Raw genomic sequence first — 13,894 nt, forward strand, 5'->3', positions numbered from 1 at the left:
CACAGGTGATGGCGTGCACGGACTGGGGACGATGGAGACGCATGCACGGTGCTACTCGGGGGCGACGATCCGCATCCACCCGCCCGAACGCGCGACGGGGCGCGCTCCGGTTCGCGCTGATCGCGATCCTGCTCCTGCCGCTGCTGGCCGTCGGGCCGCAGGCGCAGGCCGCGCCGCAGGGCTACAACCAGTGGGTCGATGTGTGGGACAAGTCCGTCCCCAAGGCCGACTGCCGCCCCGGCGACCGCGCCGAGAAGGGCATCCAGGGCGACGTGCCGCTGGAGGACCGCAAGAGCGGTCGCAGCACCCAGGGGTACAACTGCAACATCGACCTGGTCGGCCGGTATCAGGGCGACGGTGCCGGCATCGTCAGCCCGAGTTACAAGAACTGCTCCTACATCTCCACCACCTTCCCCACGAACTTCGCCGGGAGCAGCGGGCCGGGGGTGCGGGTGATCGACAATTCCGATCCGAAGAATCCGCGGCAGACGGCCGTCCTCAACGAGCTCGGCGTGGTCACCGGCACGTGGGAGTCGCTCAAGGTCAACGCGAAGCGCGGACTGCTGGTGGGCACGTCGGTACCGCTGCTCGCGGGGTTCGGGTACATGGCGATCTACGACATCTCCCAGGACTGCACCAAACCCCGTCTGCTCAATCCCGGTGCCGGGACGGCATTGGGGATGCCCATCCCGATCACCACGCACGAGGGCGATTTCTCCCCCGACGGCAAGACCTACTGGGCTTCGGGCCCCGTCGCCGGTCACCTCAGCGCCGTCGACATCACCGACCCCGCCAACCCGATGGTGGTGTGGTCGGGCATCACCGGCATCTTCGGTCACGGCGTCGGCTTCTCCCCGGACGGCCGCCAGCTGTACGCCTCCACCGTCGCCGGGATCACCGTGATCGACGTCTCGGCGATCCAGGACCGCAAGCCCCGCACCGTGGTCACCGCGCCGGTGCCGCACGTGGGGCGCCAGTTCTGGTTGGACGGGATCATCACCCAGCACACCATCTACGCGAGCTACGGCGGCAAACCCTATGCCTACGTCGTCGACGAGGCCGGCTCCGGCGGCGTCAAACTCCTGAGCCTGAGCGACCTGTCGAACCTGAAGCTGCGCAACCAGATCAAGCTCGAGATCAACCTCCCGAAGAACGCGAACCGGTGGGCGCAGAGCGCCACCTCGAACGGCGTCTTCGGCTACGACGCGCACTACTGCACCATCGACCGCCCCGACGATCCCACCGCCATGGCGTGCGGCTGGATCCAATCCGGTATCCGGGTCTTCGACATCCGTGATCCCGACAGGATCCGCGAGATCGCCTACTTCAACCCGCCCGCGCAGACCGGAAAGAATCTGCAGCTGCCGAACTCCACGCACGCGCTGCTCGGCTCGATCGTGGCGCCGCCGATCCTGAACACGCTGCAGATCGCCCGGTCGATCCTGCAGGGCCAGGCGCCCGTGAACGGGATCATCAACGATCAGAGCCGCCTGCTGGGGGCCGACCTCTCGGCGGACTGGTGCATGTCGCCCCCGGAGTTCCGCGGCAACGATCTTATGGTCAGCTGCATGGACAACGGCTTCATGCGGCTGCGCATCGACCCGAAGGCCTACTCCCCGCAATGAACTCACTCTCCCCGTCCGCACGGCGCGTGGCCGTCGTCGTGGCCGCGGCGATCGTGGCGGCCCTGATCGGCTACGCGATCGGCACCTCCACCACGCGCGATCCGGGGCCCGCACCGCAGGCCCCGGGCAGCCCGCAGCAGCTCAGCGCCGCCGATATCGGCTTCGCCCAGGACATGCTGATGCACCATCAGCAGGCCACCCAGATGATCGAACTGCTGCGCCCCGATCTCGCGCCCGATATCCGCGGCATCGCGCAGCAGATCAAGGAGTCCCAGTCCCGGGAGTCGGGAATCCTCATGGGCTGGTTGGAGATCCTCGGCCAGCCGATCCAGAACCAGAACCCCATGGCATGGATGTCGGAGACCCCGGCGAGCGCGGCCCCCAGCGCGGGCGGCCACGATATGGCAGCTATGCCGTCCAGGCATCAGATGCCGGGTACGAGCAGCATGCCCGGGATGGCGTCGAGCGAGGAGCTCACCGCGCTGGCCAATGCCACCGGAGCGCCCCAGGAGACCCTGTTCCTGCAGCTGATGACGCGCCACCACCAGGGCGGCATCGATATGGCCGGTGCGGTGCAGCAGAGCAGCGCCTCCCCCACGGTGCGCCAGCGCGCGATGTCGATGGTCAAGGAGCAGACCGAAGAGGTGCAGATGATGGCAATGCAGCTCACCGCGCGCGGCGCCGCGACGCTGCCCTACCCGTGAGCGGCGAGCAGGGCCAGCTGCAACCTGGTGCTGGAATCGGTCTTCGCCAGCAGGTTGGTCACGTGTGACTTCACCGTGGTCACCGCCAGGTGCAGCTCGGCGGCGATCTCGGCGTTCGACAGGCCCTGCCCGATCAGCGCGAGCACCTCGCGCTCGCGGGCGGTCAACGAGTACTCGGCCGGAGCGGCGGCCGGCGCCGGCGCATCCGTGCGGGCCACCAGCGCCTGACCGATCAGTCGTTTGACGGTGGCGGGCGAGAGCGGAACGTCGCCGGCCAGGGTGCGGCGCACCGCGTCCAGCAGGTCCTCGGGGGCGATGTCCTTGGCGAGGAAGCCCGCGGCCCCGGCCCGCAGCGCGGGATACAGATGATCGTCGTCGTCGAAGGTGGTGAGTACCACGACGGCCGCATCCGGGTCCTGCGCCTTGATCCGCTCGATCCCCACGATCCCGTCGGCGCCGGGCATCCGCAGGTCCATCAGCACCAGATCCGGCAGGGTGCGGGCGAACTCGTCTCCGGCTTGCTGCCCGTCGCGCGCCTCGCCCACCACCTCGAAGTCGTCCACGCCGTCGAAGAGCATGCGCAGGCTGTCGCGGATCAACCGCTGGTCGTCGACGATCAGCACCCGGATCACTGTCGTGCCTCCCGGGTCGGTACGACCAGCCGGACCGACCAGCCGCCGTCCACCGGACCCGCGTCGAGGATGCCGCCGGCCAGCCTGGCCCGCTCGGCCATGCCGTCGAGACCGTGTCCCGCACCGCGGTTCCCGTGCGGCTCAGGCAGGTCGCTGTGGATCCGGGCGATCACCTCGGTGGGCGTCTGCGCGACCGTCAGCGATACGGCGGTGCCGGGGGCGGCGTGTTTCATCACGTTGGTCAGTGCCTCCTGGGTCACGCGGACGAGGGTGAGCGAGCCGATCGCGTCCAGCGCTTCGCCGGACAGGTCGACGGAGTCGGTCACCGCGAATCCCGCTGCGCGGGTGCGTTGCACCGCGTCGCGCAGTTCGCCGCGCACATCGTCGATCTCGGTGGGCGAGCCGACCTGATCGGTCCGGATCGCGGTCAGCAGGCTGCGGATGTTGCCCAGCGCCTGGGACGCCGTCTCGTGCACGTCGTCGAGGACCGCCTTCGACTGGGCGTCCGCGGTGCGGGTGCGGGCGACCCCCACCCGCATGATGATCGCCGCCATGTGGTGCGCCACCAGGTCGTGCAGCTCGCGCGCGAGCGCCGCGCGCTCGGTCTGCTGCGCGCCGGTCAGCTCGGCGGCGATCCGTCGGCGGTCCTGTTCGGCGAGCTGGATCCGGCTGCGCAGGTACAGCCCGGCGGCCAGCGGCAGCCCCACGTACGCCAGCAACTGGACCGCGAGTTGCGCCGGACCCGACCGGCCGTACGGGTCGGTGAGCGCGTCCACGGTCACCGCGCCGGCCCAGACGACGGCGCCGAGGGCGATGGCGCGACCGTCGCGGCCGCGGGCGGCGAGGTCGAGCAGGGCGATCACGGCGAGGTACGGGACCAGGCCCGACATCCCCCACGCCTCCTGGGTGAGCAGCACACCGCCGATCACCGACACCGCGAGGGAGGTGGCCAGCGGATACCGCTCGCCGACCGCGAAGATCGCCGCGGCGAGCAACGAGAGCACCCAGTACAGCGGGGTCACGTGGAACCGCTCTGGATAGGTGCTGGCGAGCAGCAGCACCGGGGTCACCACCAGCGGCACCCAGCGCACCCACCGCATCCGGCGGATCCCGTCCATGGCGTCCATCACGAATCGACCGTACCGGCTCGGTAGCAGATCCCGTACCCGTCCACAAGGGGCCACGGGGAGGAGATCACCGCTCCGCGCCGGTACCGCGGTCGGAGGAATCGAGGGCCCACCGCGGCCGACGATGGAGGTCATGAACGAGATCACCTCCGCCGCAGGCCGAACGGTCACGCGACGATCACTGCTCACCGCGTTGGTCGCGGCTCCGGCGCTCGCCGGCGCGTGCTCGCTGGTGCGCTTCCCGGCGGCCCCCGCCGGTACCGCGCCGCCCGCCGACGGGTTGCGTCCCCTGCCGGTGCCGCCGCTCGCCCCGTCGCGCACCGACGCCGACGGCGCGCGGCTGTTCGAGCTCACCGCCGGTGCCGGGACCACCGAGATCACGCCGGGACGCGCCACCCGCACCTGGGGCTTCAACGGCGCGATCCTCGGCCCCACCCTGCGCGCCCGGAACGGGGAGAAGGTGCGCGTGCGGGTGCACAACACGCTGCCCGAGGAGACCACGGTGCACTGGCACGGCATGCATCTGCCGGCGCGCGCCGACGGCGGCCCGCACCAGCCGATCGCGCCCGGCGCCACCTGGACCACCGAGTGGACGGTCCGCCAGGATCCGGCGACGCTCTGGTACCACCCGCATCCGCACGGCACCACGGAACGGCACGTCTACCGCGGCCTGTCCGGCTTCTTCCTGCTCGACGGTGCCGCGCCCTCCGGCCTGCCGTCCGAGTACGGGGTCGACGACGTGCCGGTGGTGATCCAGGACCGGCGGCTCACCCCGGCCGGGCAGCTCGACGAGACCCTGACGCAGGCCGTGGGCATGACGGGTCCCACGATCGTCACCAACGGCATCGCGGGCGCCTACCTCGCATCGCCGCGCAGCCGCATCCGGCTGCGGCTGCTCAACGGATCGTCGGGCCGCAGCTACAACCTGGGGTTCTCCGACGGTCGGCGGTTCAGCCTGGTGGGCACCGACGGTGGCCTGCTGCCCAGCCCGCTGCCGCTCGACCGGATCTTCCTGAGCCCCGGCGAGCGCGCCGAGATCGTGGTCGAGATGGCCGCCGACGATGCGGTGGTGCTCCGGTCGTTCCCGGCCGGCGCCGCCCAGCGCGGCCGCATCGACCGGGACATCGCCGCCCGCTTCGGATTCGACGACACCCTCGACGTGCTCACCCTGCGCTCCGGCGCGGTACGTCCCTCGCCGCCGTTGCCCGCGGCACTCGCCGCGATCACGCCCCTGGCGGCCGGTGACGCCGGGCAACGCCGCCGGTTCGACCTGCAGTGGCACATGATCAACCGCCTGCGGATGGACATGAACCGCATCGACTTCGCGGTACGCGAGGGCGCCACCGAGGCGTGGGAGGTGCGCAACGTGGACAACTGGCCGCACAACTTCCACGTGCACGACGTGCAGTTCCAGGTGACCTCGTTCAACGATTCCGCCCCGCCGCCCGCGCTCCGCGGCTGGAAGGACACCGTGTACCTCGCTCCCGGCGATCGCGCCACCCTGGTGATGCGCTTCGCCGACTACTCGGATCCCCTGTACTCCTACATGTTCCACTGCCACCTGCTCACCCACGAGGACGCCGGAATGATGGGCCAGTTCCTGGTCACCGCCGACGGCACCTCCCCACGTACCGCGGCCGGAACCACCGGCCACCCGAACGGAGACATGAAATGACATCCCTCGCCCGCGGCTTCGCCGCCCTCCTGCTGATCGCCTTCGAGATGAGCCTCGCGCTGCCGTCCGCATCCGCGCACGCCGCCCTCGTCGAGGCCACGCCCGCAACCGGTTCCACCGTCGCGGCGGCCCCGTCCGCGGTGACGCTGCGATTCGACGAGCCGCTCCAGGACGGCGCCCGCGAGGTGGTGGTCACCGGCCCCGGTGCCGCCGCCGACGTGTGGTCGTCAGGGCCGGGTGTGGTGAGCGGGACGACGCTGCGTGCGGACCTGACGGGGCTCGGTGCGGCCGGTGAGTACACCATCGGCTACCGGGTGACCTCCGCCGACGGTCACACCGTTTCCGGCAGCACCTATTTCACCCTCACCGCCGACGGCGGCGCGGGTCCGGCGGCTCCCGCGGACGAGCCGGATCGGGGCGCGCCGGTGCTCGGCATCGCGGCCGCCGTCGGCCTCGCGGCGGCAGCGGTCGCGGCGGGTCTGCGGTGGCGCCGGCGCGACCGTTCGCCGTCGTGATCGTCGCGGCCGGGTTCCGTGCGGCCGCCGATCTGAGCGGGATGCTCCTGCTCGGTGTGCTGGTGCTCCGCGCCTTCGCCGGGCTGCCCGACGGCCGGTCGCGCAGCGCCGGGCCGATGCCCCGGCTCGCGGCGGCGTGGGCGGTGTGCGCCGCCCTGAACCTGGTGGCGACCGCCGCCGACCGCACCGGGGCGCCGCTGTGGCGGGTCGATCTGGCCGGGCTCGTCGCCGAGATCCGCGCGGTGCCCGCCACCGCGGTCACCATCGCCGTCGCGGTGCTCCTCGGGGTGCTCGGCTCCCGGCTCCCCGCCGGGGCCGCGGTCGGTGCGGCGGCGATCGGCCTGGCCGCCGGTCCCGCGACGGGGCACCTCGGCCTCTCGGCCGTCGGCGCGGCCGTGGTCACGGTGCACGTGCTCACCGCGGCCTGGTGGTTCGGCGGCCTCGCCGCGATGCCGATCGTGCTGCGCGGCCGGGACGAATGGGCCCGGGCCCTGGGCGAGTTCGGCCGGTGGGCGCCCGCGGCGGTCGCACTGCTGGGGATCAGCGGCGGCGCGGCGGCCGTGATCCGGCACCCGGCGGCCGGTTCCGCCGCCTTCGTGCTGGTGGTGGTGAAGGCGGGCGCCCTCGCGGCACTGCTCGCGGTGGGCCTGTGGCAGCGCCGGGTGACCACGGTGCGAGCGGGGACGACGCCCGTGCGGCGGACCCGCCGTTCGATCGGTACCGAGGCGGGGGCGCTCGCGACGGTGACCGTCGCGGCCGCCGCGCTCAGCTACGCGGCGTGAGGCTCAGCCCGCCGCCTCGTCGGTGGAGGCGCGGTGATCGACGGCGTTCTGGTGCGCCCGCAGCTCGCTGTCGAGGGCGGCGTCGAGAGCGCGGTCGAGGGCGGCGTGCGCGTTCTCCGTGCCCGCCCGGCGCATGGCGCCGAAAAGGCTGACGGCCCAGGCCACATCGTCGTCCGACTCGGGCAACCAGCCCGGGCCGCGCCGCCGGTCCACCTCCTCGTGGGCCGCGGTCATGAAGACCTCGGCCGCCTCGGTCACCTTCTGCGCGAACCGCTGGTGCACGTCGGCCAGCACCGCGAGTTCCATGCCGCGGTCCACGAGGCGGCCCAGGTTGCCGATGATCCGGGAATCGGCCGCCTCGTAGACGCCGTCCTCCACGGTCTCGGTGACGATGCCCGCCGCGATCAGCCCGGCCAGCGCGGCGTCGTCGAGCGGCCCGAGCCGTTCCTCCAACTCGTCGCGGCGCAGCAGCGGCCGCTCGGTGGCCGACCAGGGCTCGTCGAGGATCTCGTTGAGCTCCAGCGCATCACCGATCCGGGCACCGGGATTGGTGAGGAAGGTGGCGATGTGTTTGAGCGTGAACCCGCTGCTGAGCAGCTTGTTGATGGCCTTCAGGTTGCGCAGGTGCTTCTCGGTGTAGATCGCGACCCGGCCCCGCCGCAGCGGCTGGGGCAGCAGGCCGCGTTCCTGGTAGCCCCGGATGTTGCGCGTCGTCGTCCCGGACACGCGGGCCAGGTCGTCGATCCGGTACTCGGTCATCCCTGCAGTTTATCCGGCCGGCACCGGCGCTTCGGCGTCCTCGCGGACCAGGATGCGGAAATCGCGCAGATCCACGCGGCGCAATTGGTGCACGTACTGGCTGGCGAATCCGGGGAACATGGTGGCGTTGAAGCCGTCGTCGGTGAGGTACCAGCTCTGACAGCCCGAGTTCCACGTGGTGGCGGTGAGCCGGCGCTGGATGTCGCGGTTGTACGCGTCCTGCACCTCGGCGCGCACGTCGAGCGCCTTCCAGTCCTCGGTGAGCAACTGGGACACGGCATCGGTGATGTAGTCGATCTGCGCCTCCATGTACACCAGGGCCGAGCTGTGCCCGGGCCCGGAGTTCGGGCCGAAGGTGAAGTACAGGTTGGGATATCCGGAGACGGCGACGCTGCGATGGGCGTAGGCGCCGCCGCTCCACTCGTCGGCGAGCACCCGGCCGTCCAGGCCGGTGATGGGGATCGGCGTGCCGGCCTTGGAGACGTCGAAGCCGGTGGCGAAGACGATGCAGTCGAAACGGTGCTCCACCCCTTCGACGGTGCGGATCCCCTGCGGCGCGATCCGGGCGATCGGCCAGGTCACCAGCTTGCAGTTGGCGCGCTGCAGGGCCGGGTAGTAGTCGCTGGTCATCAGCAGGCGTTTGCATCCGGCGGCGAAGTCGGGGGTCAACTGGCGCCGCAGCCACGGGTCCTTGACCTGGGCCCGCAGGTGCAGCTTGCTGACGGCCTCGACGACGCGGGTGAGCGGGGTGTTCCAGACCACGCCGAGCGCCACCGATTCGTGGCCCCAGAACCACAGGGCGCGGGCGAGCTGCTGGGCACCGGGGACGCTGCGGTAGATCCGCTTGGTGAATTCGCCGGTCTCGGTGTTGATCCGGGGCAGGACCCAACCGGGCGTGCGCTGGAAGACCTTGACCGAGGCCGCCTCTTTCACCACCTCGGGCACGATCTGCACGGCGCTCGCGCCGGTGCCGACGACGGCGACCTTCTTGCCGGCGAAGTCGTAGTCGTGGTCCCAGCGGGCGCTGTGGATCATGTGACCCTGGTAGTCCTCGATACCGCGGATATCGGGGAACGAGGCGTTGGCGAGCGGGCCGGATGCGACGATCACGGTGCGGGCGCGCACCGGGTCCCGGTCGGCGAAGGAGATCGTCCACTCCCCCGCGTCCGCGTCGTACACCAGGCCGGTCACCGTGTGCTCGAATCGGATCCGTGACCGCAGGCCCGCCGATTCGACCATGGTGTCGATGTAGGAGAGGATCTCGCCGCTGCCGGAGTAGGTGTGCGACCACTCCGGATTCGGCGCGAAGCTGTACGAGTACAGGCGCGACGGGATGTCGCAGGCGGCACCGGGGTAGGTGTTGTCGCGCCAGGTGCCGCCCACGCGGGTGTCGCGTTCGAACAGGACGAAGTCGTCGACGCCCTTGTCCTGGAGGCGGATCGCGGCGCCGATCCCGGCGAAGCCGGCACCGATGATGGCTACGGAGATGCTCATGGCTGAGGTCCTTGTCAGGCGGTGGGCTCGTAGGTCAGTTCCTGCGACCAGGTGGGCTTGCGGTGCACCAGCGGGAAGGGGATCAGCGCGGTGGCCTTGACCAGCGCATCGGCCGGGACGTGATAGAGCCGGTTGGAGCGGTTGATCACCCAACCGCCGTGCCAGGCCACCACCCGGTACATGGGCAGGCGGCGCACGAATTCACTGCGCTCGCCCACGTTCTTGTACCGCCGCATGGCGCCGTACAGTCGCTCCTCGTCGACGCCCATGTCGACGATGTTGTCGCGCATCTTGTTCAGCAGCGGCACGTAGCTGAGGAAGCCCACGAGCAGGGAGGGCTTGACCCAGCCGCCCACGAAGTCGATGGCACGCTTGCGCAGGTCGGCGTGGCCCAGCAGGTCCATTACCTCGAAATCGACGGCGAGGTGCCGGGACTCGTCGGCGTTGATCCGCTTGAACACCTCCTGCGCGACCGGATCCTTCACCTCGTCGGTGATGAATTTGATCAGCGCACCGTCGAGGGCCACCTCCAGCATCGGGATCACGGTGCCGAGGAAGGACAGCGACATCCCGTCCGAGTGCTGATCGAGCCAGTTGATCACCAACTGCACGTTGATGTTCGGCGACGGGATCTCGTCGCCGTCGAGCATGCCCCAGCGCCGCATGAGCGCCAGCTCCGCGTTGGCGTGCTTCTGCTCCTCCGCGTGGAAGTGCTCGTAGATGCTCTTGAGCGTGGGGGTGGGCGCCTTCTTCGCCATCGCGGCGAAGCCGCGGGCTCCGACGTTCTCGATCCACATCAGGTCGGAGAGGAAGGGCTTGAGCTTGGCGTGCAGCTCGGGCTCGATCAACTCGGCACCGGGCGCATCCCAGTCGATGTCGGCGAGCGCCCACTGCTTGTCCTTGATCATCTGCAGCATCGTGTCGAAGTCCATGGCCATGGCGGGTCGTCCTTTCAGGAGGCGGGAAGGAAACGGTTGATCAGTCCGAGGCCCCGCGCATACGGGACCGGGAAATGGCGCTTGAGGTGCCAGACCACGTTCGCGTCGAACTGCGGAAGCACATACAGACGTCCGAGGTCGTTGGCATCGAGGGTCTGAGCGGCGACGGAATCGGGAGAGAACCCGGTGAGTTCCATGAGTCTTCCGGCGAGATCCTTACTGCCGGAAGTGATGCGACCGTCCCTGGCTACATTGGTCTTGACGAAGGTGGGACAGAGCACGGTCACGTTGACACCCGAGCCCGCGAGTTCGGCGGCGAGGGTCTCGGAGAGCGACATGACTCCCGCCTTGGATACGTTGTAGGGGCCCATCGCCGGTGCTGCGGCGAATCCGGCGGCGGAGGCAACGTTGATGACGCCGCCGCGCCCGGCTTCGCGGAGCATCGGCGCGAACAACTCGCAGCCGTGCACCACGCCCCACAGGTTGATGCCCAGGGCCCAGTCCCAGTCGTCGAGACCGATCTCGCCCACGGCCCGGCCGCCGATGCCGACTCCGGCGTTGTTGATGACCAGGGTGGGCGGACCGTCGAACACGGAGCGTGCCAGTACCGCGAGCGATTCGACCTGGGCACGATCAGCGACATCGCATGCCACGGCGTGCGCGGGCCGGCCGGTCTTCGTCGCGATCAGGGCCACCGTCTCCTTCGCCCGGGTCTCGTCGATGTCGGCGCAAATCACCTCGCCTCCGCGGCGTGTGAGTTCCACAGCGAACGCGCGGCCGATGCCGCTGCCTGCGCCGGTCACCACCGCGCGGGCGTCCTCCGAGACGGGATTGCGCACCAGGCGGCGCAGGATGCGATCGATACCGAACATCAGGAGACCGCCTTCGAGTCGGTTTCAGCCGCAACGGGATCGGTCGCGGCGAGGAAGTCACGCACCCGTAGCAGCGCGTTGTCGGCCTCGGGTGTAAGACGGGGCAGTGCCTGGAAGACGTGCATCAGACCGGGCCAGATCTCGAGCGTGCTGGTGCCGCCGTTCTCGCGGAGCTCGCGATCGAGGTACCGGGCGTCAGCGGAGAGCATCTCCGCACCGCCCGCCTGAATGAGGAACGGCGGCAGACGATCCGCGAACGCGAGGTCCAGGCGCAGACGCGGGTGATCATCGGGAATCCCTGCGGTGTACAGGTCGACGAGGCGGCGTGCCGCGGCCGCCGTGATCGCGGGATCGCGGCGCGTGCGCTCCTGCTCGGCGGCGAGCCCGAAGGTCAGGTCGATGAGCGGCGAGAACAGGGCCACGGCGGCGGGTTGGGACGCCTCCTCGCGGGCGCGTTGCACCACGAGGTCGACCGCCAGGTGTCCGCCGGCGGAGTCACCGGCGAGCACGATGTCGCCGGCGGCGTAGCCCTGAGTGAGCAGCCAGTCGAAGCCCGCCGCGATATCGTCGGCCGCGGCGGGGAACGGATGCTCGGGGGCGAGCCGGTAGTCCACGACGAAGACCGGCAGGCCCGTGACGGCGCTGAGCCGAGCGGCGAGACTGCGGTGGGTACGCGCCGAGCAGATCGCATAGGCACTGCCGTGGATGTAGTAGACGGCGCGCCGACCGAATCGGACGCCCGGCCCGAGTACCCAGTCGCCGGGCACCGTCGGGGTGCGGACCGCGGTGGCGCGTGTGCCCCGCGGGCTCGAGCCGAGGGCCCCCATGATCGCGGCGACCAGCCCACGAGCTACCCACACGCCGGACTGGTTCATCGGGATCAGGCCACTGACCACGCCCAATCCGTAGCGGGTGGCGACGGCGGTCAGCGCGGAGCGGCGCGTGGCCCGGGACGGTACCGGTGGCGCCGCGACTTCCTTGTCCATGCCGTTAGACCACCACTAACCGTGCCAGTTGTCAATGGCACGGTTAGAAATGTATCGTTCGCGGTGACCGCAAAGAAGGGATTCCTCCGTGGAAGCAGACACGAGCCGGTCGCACCAGCTCGAAATCATCGACGTCATCGAGGAGACCCACGACGCGGTCTCGATCGTCTTCGCCCATCCTGGGACGGACCGGTTCGACTACCGGCCCGGGCAATTCCTCACCCTGCGCATCCCCGGCACCCCGGACGACGGCCGATCATGGGCGCCGCGCTGCTACTCCCTCTCCAGCACTCCCGGGCTCGATGACCAGCTCCAGGTAACCGTCAAGCGCGTCACCGGCGGCTACGCATCGAACTGGCTGTGCGACAACGCCAAACCAGGCCTGACCATCGAATCGCTCCGCCCCGGCGGCACATTCACAGTGCGCGATCACACCACGGAGCCGGTTCTGTTCGCCGCCGGCAGCGGAATCACGCCGATCATGTCGATCCTGCGCACCGCGCTCGCGTCGTCGCCCCTGCGTGTGACGCTCGTGTACGCGAACCGAGACGCCGCATCGGTGATCTTCCGTGAATCACTCGCCGATCTCGCTGCGGCGCAGGGTGATCGACTACGCGTGGTGCACTGGTTCGAGACCGACCGCGGTCTTCCGTCGGCCGCCGCGCTCCGCGACGTCGTTCCACCCACCGCCGGGGCCGCGTACATCTGCGGTCCCGCCGGCTTCATGGATTCAGCGGCCGCCGCGGCCGAGGCGGCGGGGATCGACGCGGGGCGGATCCACCGCGAGACCTTCACCTCGCTCACCGCCGACCCGTTCGACGTGGCCGCCCCTGCCGCACCGGCACCGTCGGACGACGGGGCCACCGTCACGGTCACTCTCGACGGGGCCAGCACCACCTTGCCCTGGCCCCGGGAACAGGTCCTACTCGACACCCTCCTGGCGGCCGGTATCGACGCCCCGTACGTGTGTCGCGAGGGGAACTGCGGTGGTTGCGCCTTCACGCTCCGGCGCGGCGAAGTACGAATGCTGGTCAACGACACTCTTGATGATCATGAGCTGAACAACGGGGTGCGCCTCGCCTGCCAGTCCCTGCCCGAGACGGACGAGTGCGAGGCTGAATTCAGCTGAGCGAACGCTCCTTCTGGGCACCGATCAGGAAGGCCTCGGAGCGCCCCAGGTAATCGGCCAACTCGTCGGCGGCGCGATCCGACGCACCCGCGGCGAACAGGTCGAGTATTCGCTCGTTATCGGCCAGGAAGGGCGCGTGCAGCGCCTGCGGATCGTCGACCACGCCGAACGCGAGGCGAAGCTCGGCGAGCAGTGACTGCAGCACCGCATCCAGCCGGGGGCTGTCGGCGAGGGCGACGATCGCCCGGTGGAACGTCAGGTCGCAGGTGCCGACCGCGCGCCAGTCCTTCGTCGCGGCCGCCGCGAGGGCGGCGTCCACGGCGGCGCGCATGCGGTCAGCGGCCGGATGCGCGGGATCGGCTTCGCGCAGCGTGTACACCTCGATGGTGCGCCGCACACGGTAGAGGTCGCGAATCGATTCGACGGTGGGAACGGTGACGGTGGCGCCGCGGTTCGCCTCATGCACGATTAGGCCCTCGTGGGCCAAGATCCGCATCGCCTCGCGCAGGGTGTTACGGGAGACCTGGAGGTCCGCGGCCAACGGTTCCTCCCGCAACCGGTCACCGGGGAGGAGTTCGCCACCGACGATGGCCGAACGCAGTGCGTCGGTGGCGCGAGCCGCAGCGTGGCCGCGCCGTCGTTCCGTATCCACGACC

General features: G+C 70.3%; 14 protein-coding genes. 6 read left to right on the forward strand and 8 right to left on the reverse strand.

Annotated elements, in window-relative coordinates:
- The first annotated feature begins 41 nt into the window (after positions 1–41).
- Complete coding sequence (locus tag TPAU_RS17515) at positions 42–1,625, forward strand: LVIVD repeat-containing protein (protein WP_013128080.1); 1,584 nt, start codon at positions 42–44, stop codon at positions 1,623–1,625.
- A complete protein-coding gene (locus tag TPAU_RS17520) occupies positions 1,622–2,329 on the forward strand; it encodes a DUF305 domain-containing protein (protein ID WP_013128081.1) in 708 nt (235 codons plus the stop codon). The genes TPAU_RS17515 and TPAU_RS17520 overlap by 4 nt, the downstream gene beginning before the upstream one ends.
- Here the strand turns inward: TPAU_RS17520 and TPAU_RS17525 are convergent.
- Both TPAU_RS17525 and TPAU_RS17530 read right to left on the reverse strand, forming a co-directional pair.
- Positions 2,320–2,961, reverse strand: coding sequence for a response regulator (locus TPAU_RS17525; RefSeq protein WP_013128082.1), 642 nt, complete (start codon positions 2,959–2,961; stop codon positions 2,320–2,322). The genes TPAU_RS17520 and TPAU_RS17525 overlap by 10 nt on opposite strands.
- Complete coding sequence (locus TPAU_RS17530; RefSeq protein ID WP_013128083.1) at positions 2,958–4,088, reverse strand: sensor histidine kinase; 1,131 nt, start codon at positions 4,086–4,088, stop codon at positions 2,958–2,960. The genes TPAU_RS17525 and TPAU_RS17530 overlap by 4 nt, the downstream gene beginning before the upstream one ends.
- 124 nt (positions 4,089–4,212) lie before the next feature.
- On the opposite strand from TPAU_RS17530, the gene TPAU_RS17535 reads away from it, so the two are divergent.
- The 3 genes from TPAU_RS17535 to TPAU_RS22025 are packed head-to-tail and all read left to right on the forward strand — an operon-like array spanning position 4,213 to position 7,060.
- Complete coding sequence (locus TPAU_RS17535) at positions 4,213–5,763, forward strand: multicopper oxidase family protein (RefSeq protein ID WP_013128084.1); 1,551 nt, start codon at positions 4,213–4,215, stop codon at positions 5,761–5,763.
- A complete protein-coding gene (locus TPAU_RS17540) occupies positions 5,760–6,278 on the forward strand; it encodes a copper resistance CopC family protein (RefSeq protein WP_013128085.1) in 519 nt (172 codons plus the stop codon). The genes TPAU_RS17535 and TPAU_RS17540 overlap by 4 nt, the downstream gene beginning before the upstream one ends.
- On the forward strand, positions 6,248–7,060 hold the full coding sequence (locus tag TPAU_RS22025) for a CopD family protein (RefSeq protein WP_013128086.1): 813 nt from the start codon (positions 6,248–6,250) through the stop codon (positions 7,058–7,060). Before TPAU_RS17540 ends, TPAU_RS22025 begins: the two co-directional genes overlap by 31 nt.
- Positions 7,061–7,063: 3 nt before the next feature.
- On the opposite strand, the gene TPAU_RS17550 is transcribed toward TPAU_RS22025, so the two are convergent.
- From TPAU_RS17550 to TPAU_RS17570, 5 genes are read right to left on the reverse strand one after another with little or no spacing between them, the layout of a single operon-like run.
- A complete protein-coding gene (locus TPAU_RS17550; protein WP_013128087.1) occupies positions 7,064–7,819 on the reverse strand; it encodes a MerR family transcriptional regulator in 756 nt (251 codons plus the stop codon).
- Positions 7,820–7,828: 9 nt separating this feature from the next.
- Positions 7,829–9,313 (reverse strand): flavin-containing monooxygenase, encoded by a 1,485-nt coding sequence (locus tag TPAU_RS17555; RefSeq protein WP_013128088.1) that lies wholly within the window; start codon positions 9,311–9,313, stop codon positions 7,829–7,831.
- Positions 9,314–9,327: 14 nt separating this feature from the next.
- Positions 9,328–10,251: a hypothetical protein gene (locus tag TPAU_RS17560; RefSeq protein ID WP_013128089.1), complete on the reverse strand. Its 924-nt coding sequence runs from the start codon at positions 10,249–10,251 to the stop codon at positions 9,328–9,330.
- A 14-nt stretch (positions 10,252–10,265) separates the two neighbouring features.
- Complete coding sequence (locus tag TPAU_RS17565; protein ID WP_013128090.1) at positions 10,266–11,123, reverse strand: SDR family NAD(P)-dependent oxidoreductase; 858 nt, start codon at positions 11,121–11,123, stop codon at positions 10,266–10,268.
- Complete coding sequence (locus TPAU_RS17570) at positions 11,123–12,109, reverse strand: alpha/beta hydrolase (protein ID WP_013128091.1); 987 nt, start codon at positions 12,107–12,109, stop codon at positions 11,123–11,125. Before TPAU_RS17570 ends, TPAU_RS17565 begins: the two co-directional genes overlap by 1 nt.
- An 88-nt stretch (positions 12,110–12,197) precedes the next feature.
- Between TPAU_RS17570 and TPAU_RS17575 the strand changes: the two genes are divergently transcribed.
- Positions 12,198–13,238, forward strand: a complete 1,041-nt coding sequence (locus tag TPAU_RS17575) for a ferredoxin--NADP reductase (RefSeq protein WP_013128092.1) — start codon at positions 12,198–12,200, stop codon at positions 13,236–13,238.
- Here TPAU_RS17575 and TPAU_RS17580 read toward each other — a convergent pair.
- The gene (locus tag TPAU_RS17580; protein WP_013128093.1) at positions 13,231–13,890 is read right to left on the reverse strand and encodes a GntR family transcriptional regulator; all 660 of its coding nucleotides are present in this window, start codon (positions 13,888–13,890) and stop codon (positions 13,231–13,233) included. The genes TPAU_RS17575 and TPAU_RS17580 overlap by 8 nt on opposite strands.
- Positions 13,891–13,894: the final 4 nt, after the last annotated feature.

This window comes from Tsukamurella paurometabola DSM 20162 (assembly GCF_000092225.1).
GTDB classification, from domain to species: domain Bacteria; phylum Actinomycetota; class Actinomycetes; order Mycobacteriales; family Mycobacteriaceae; genus Tsukamurella; species Tsukamurella paurometabola.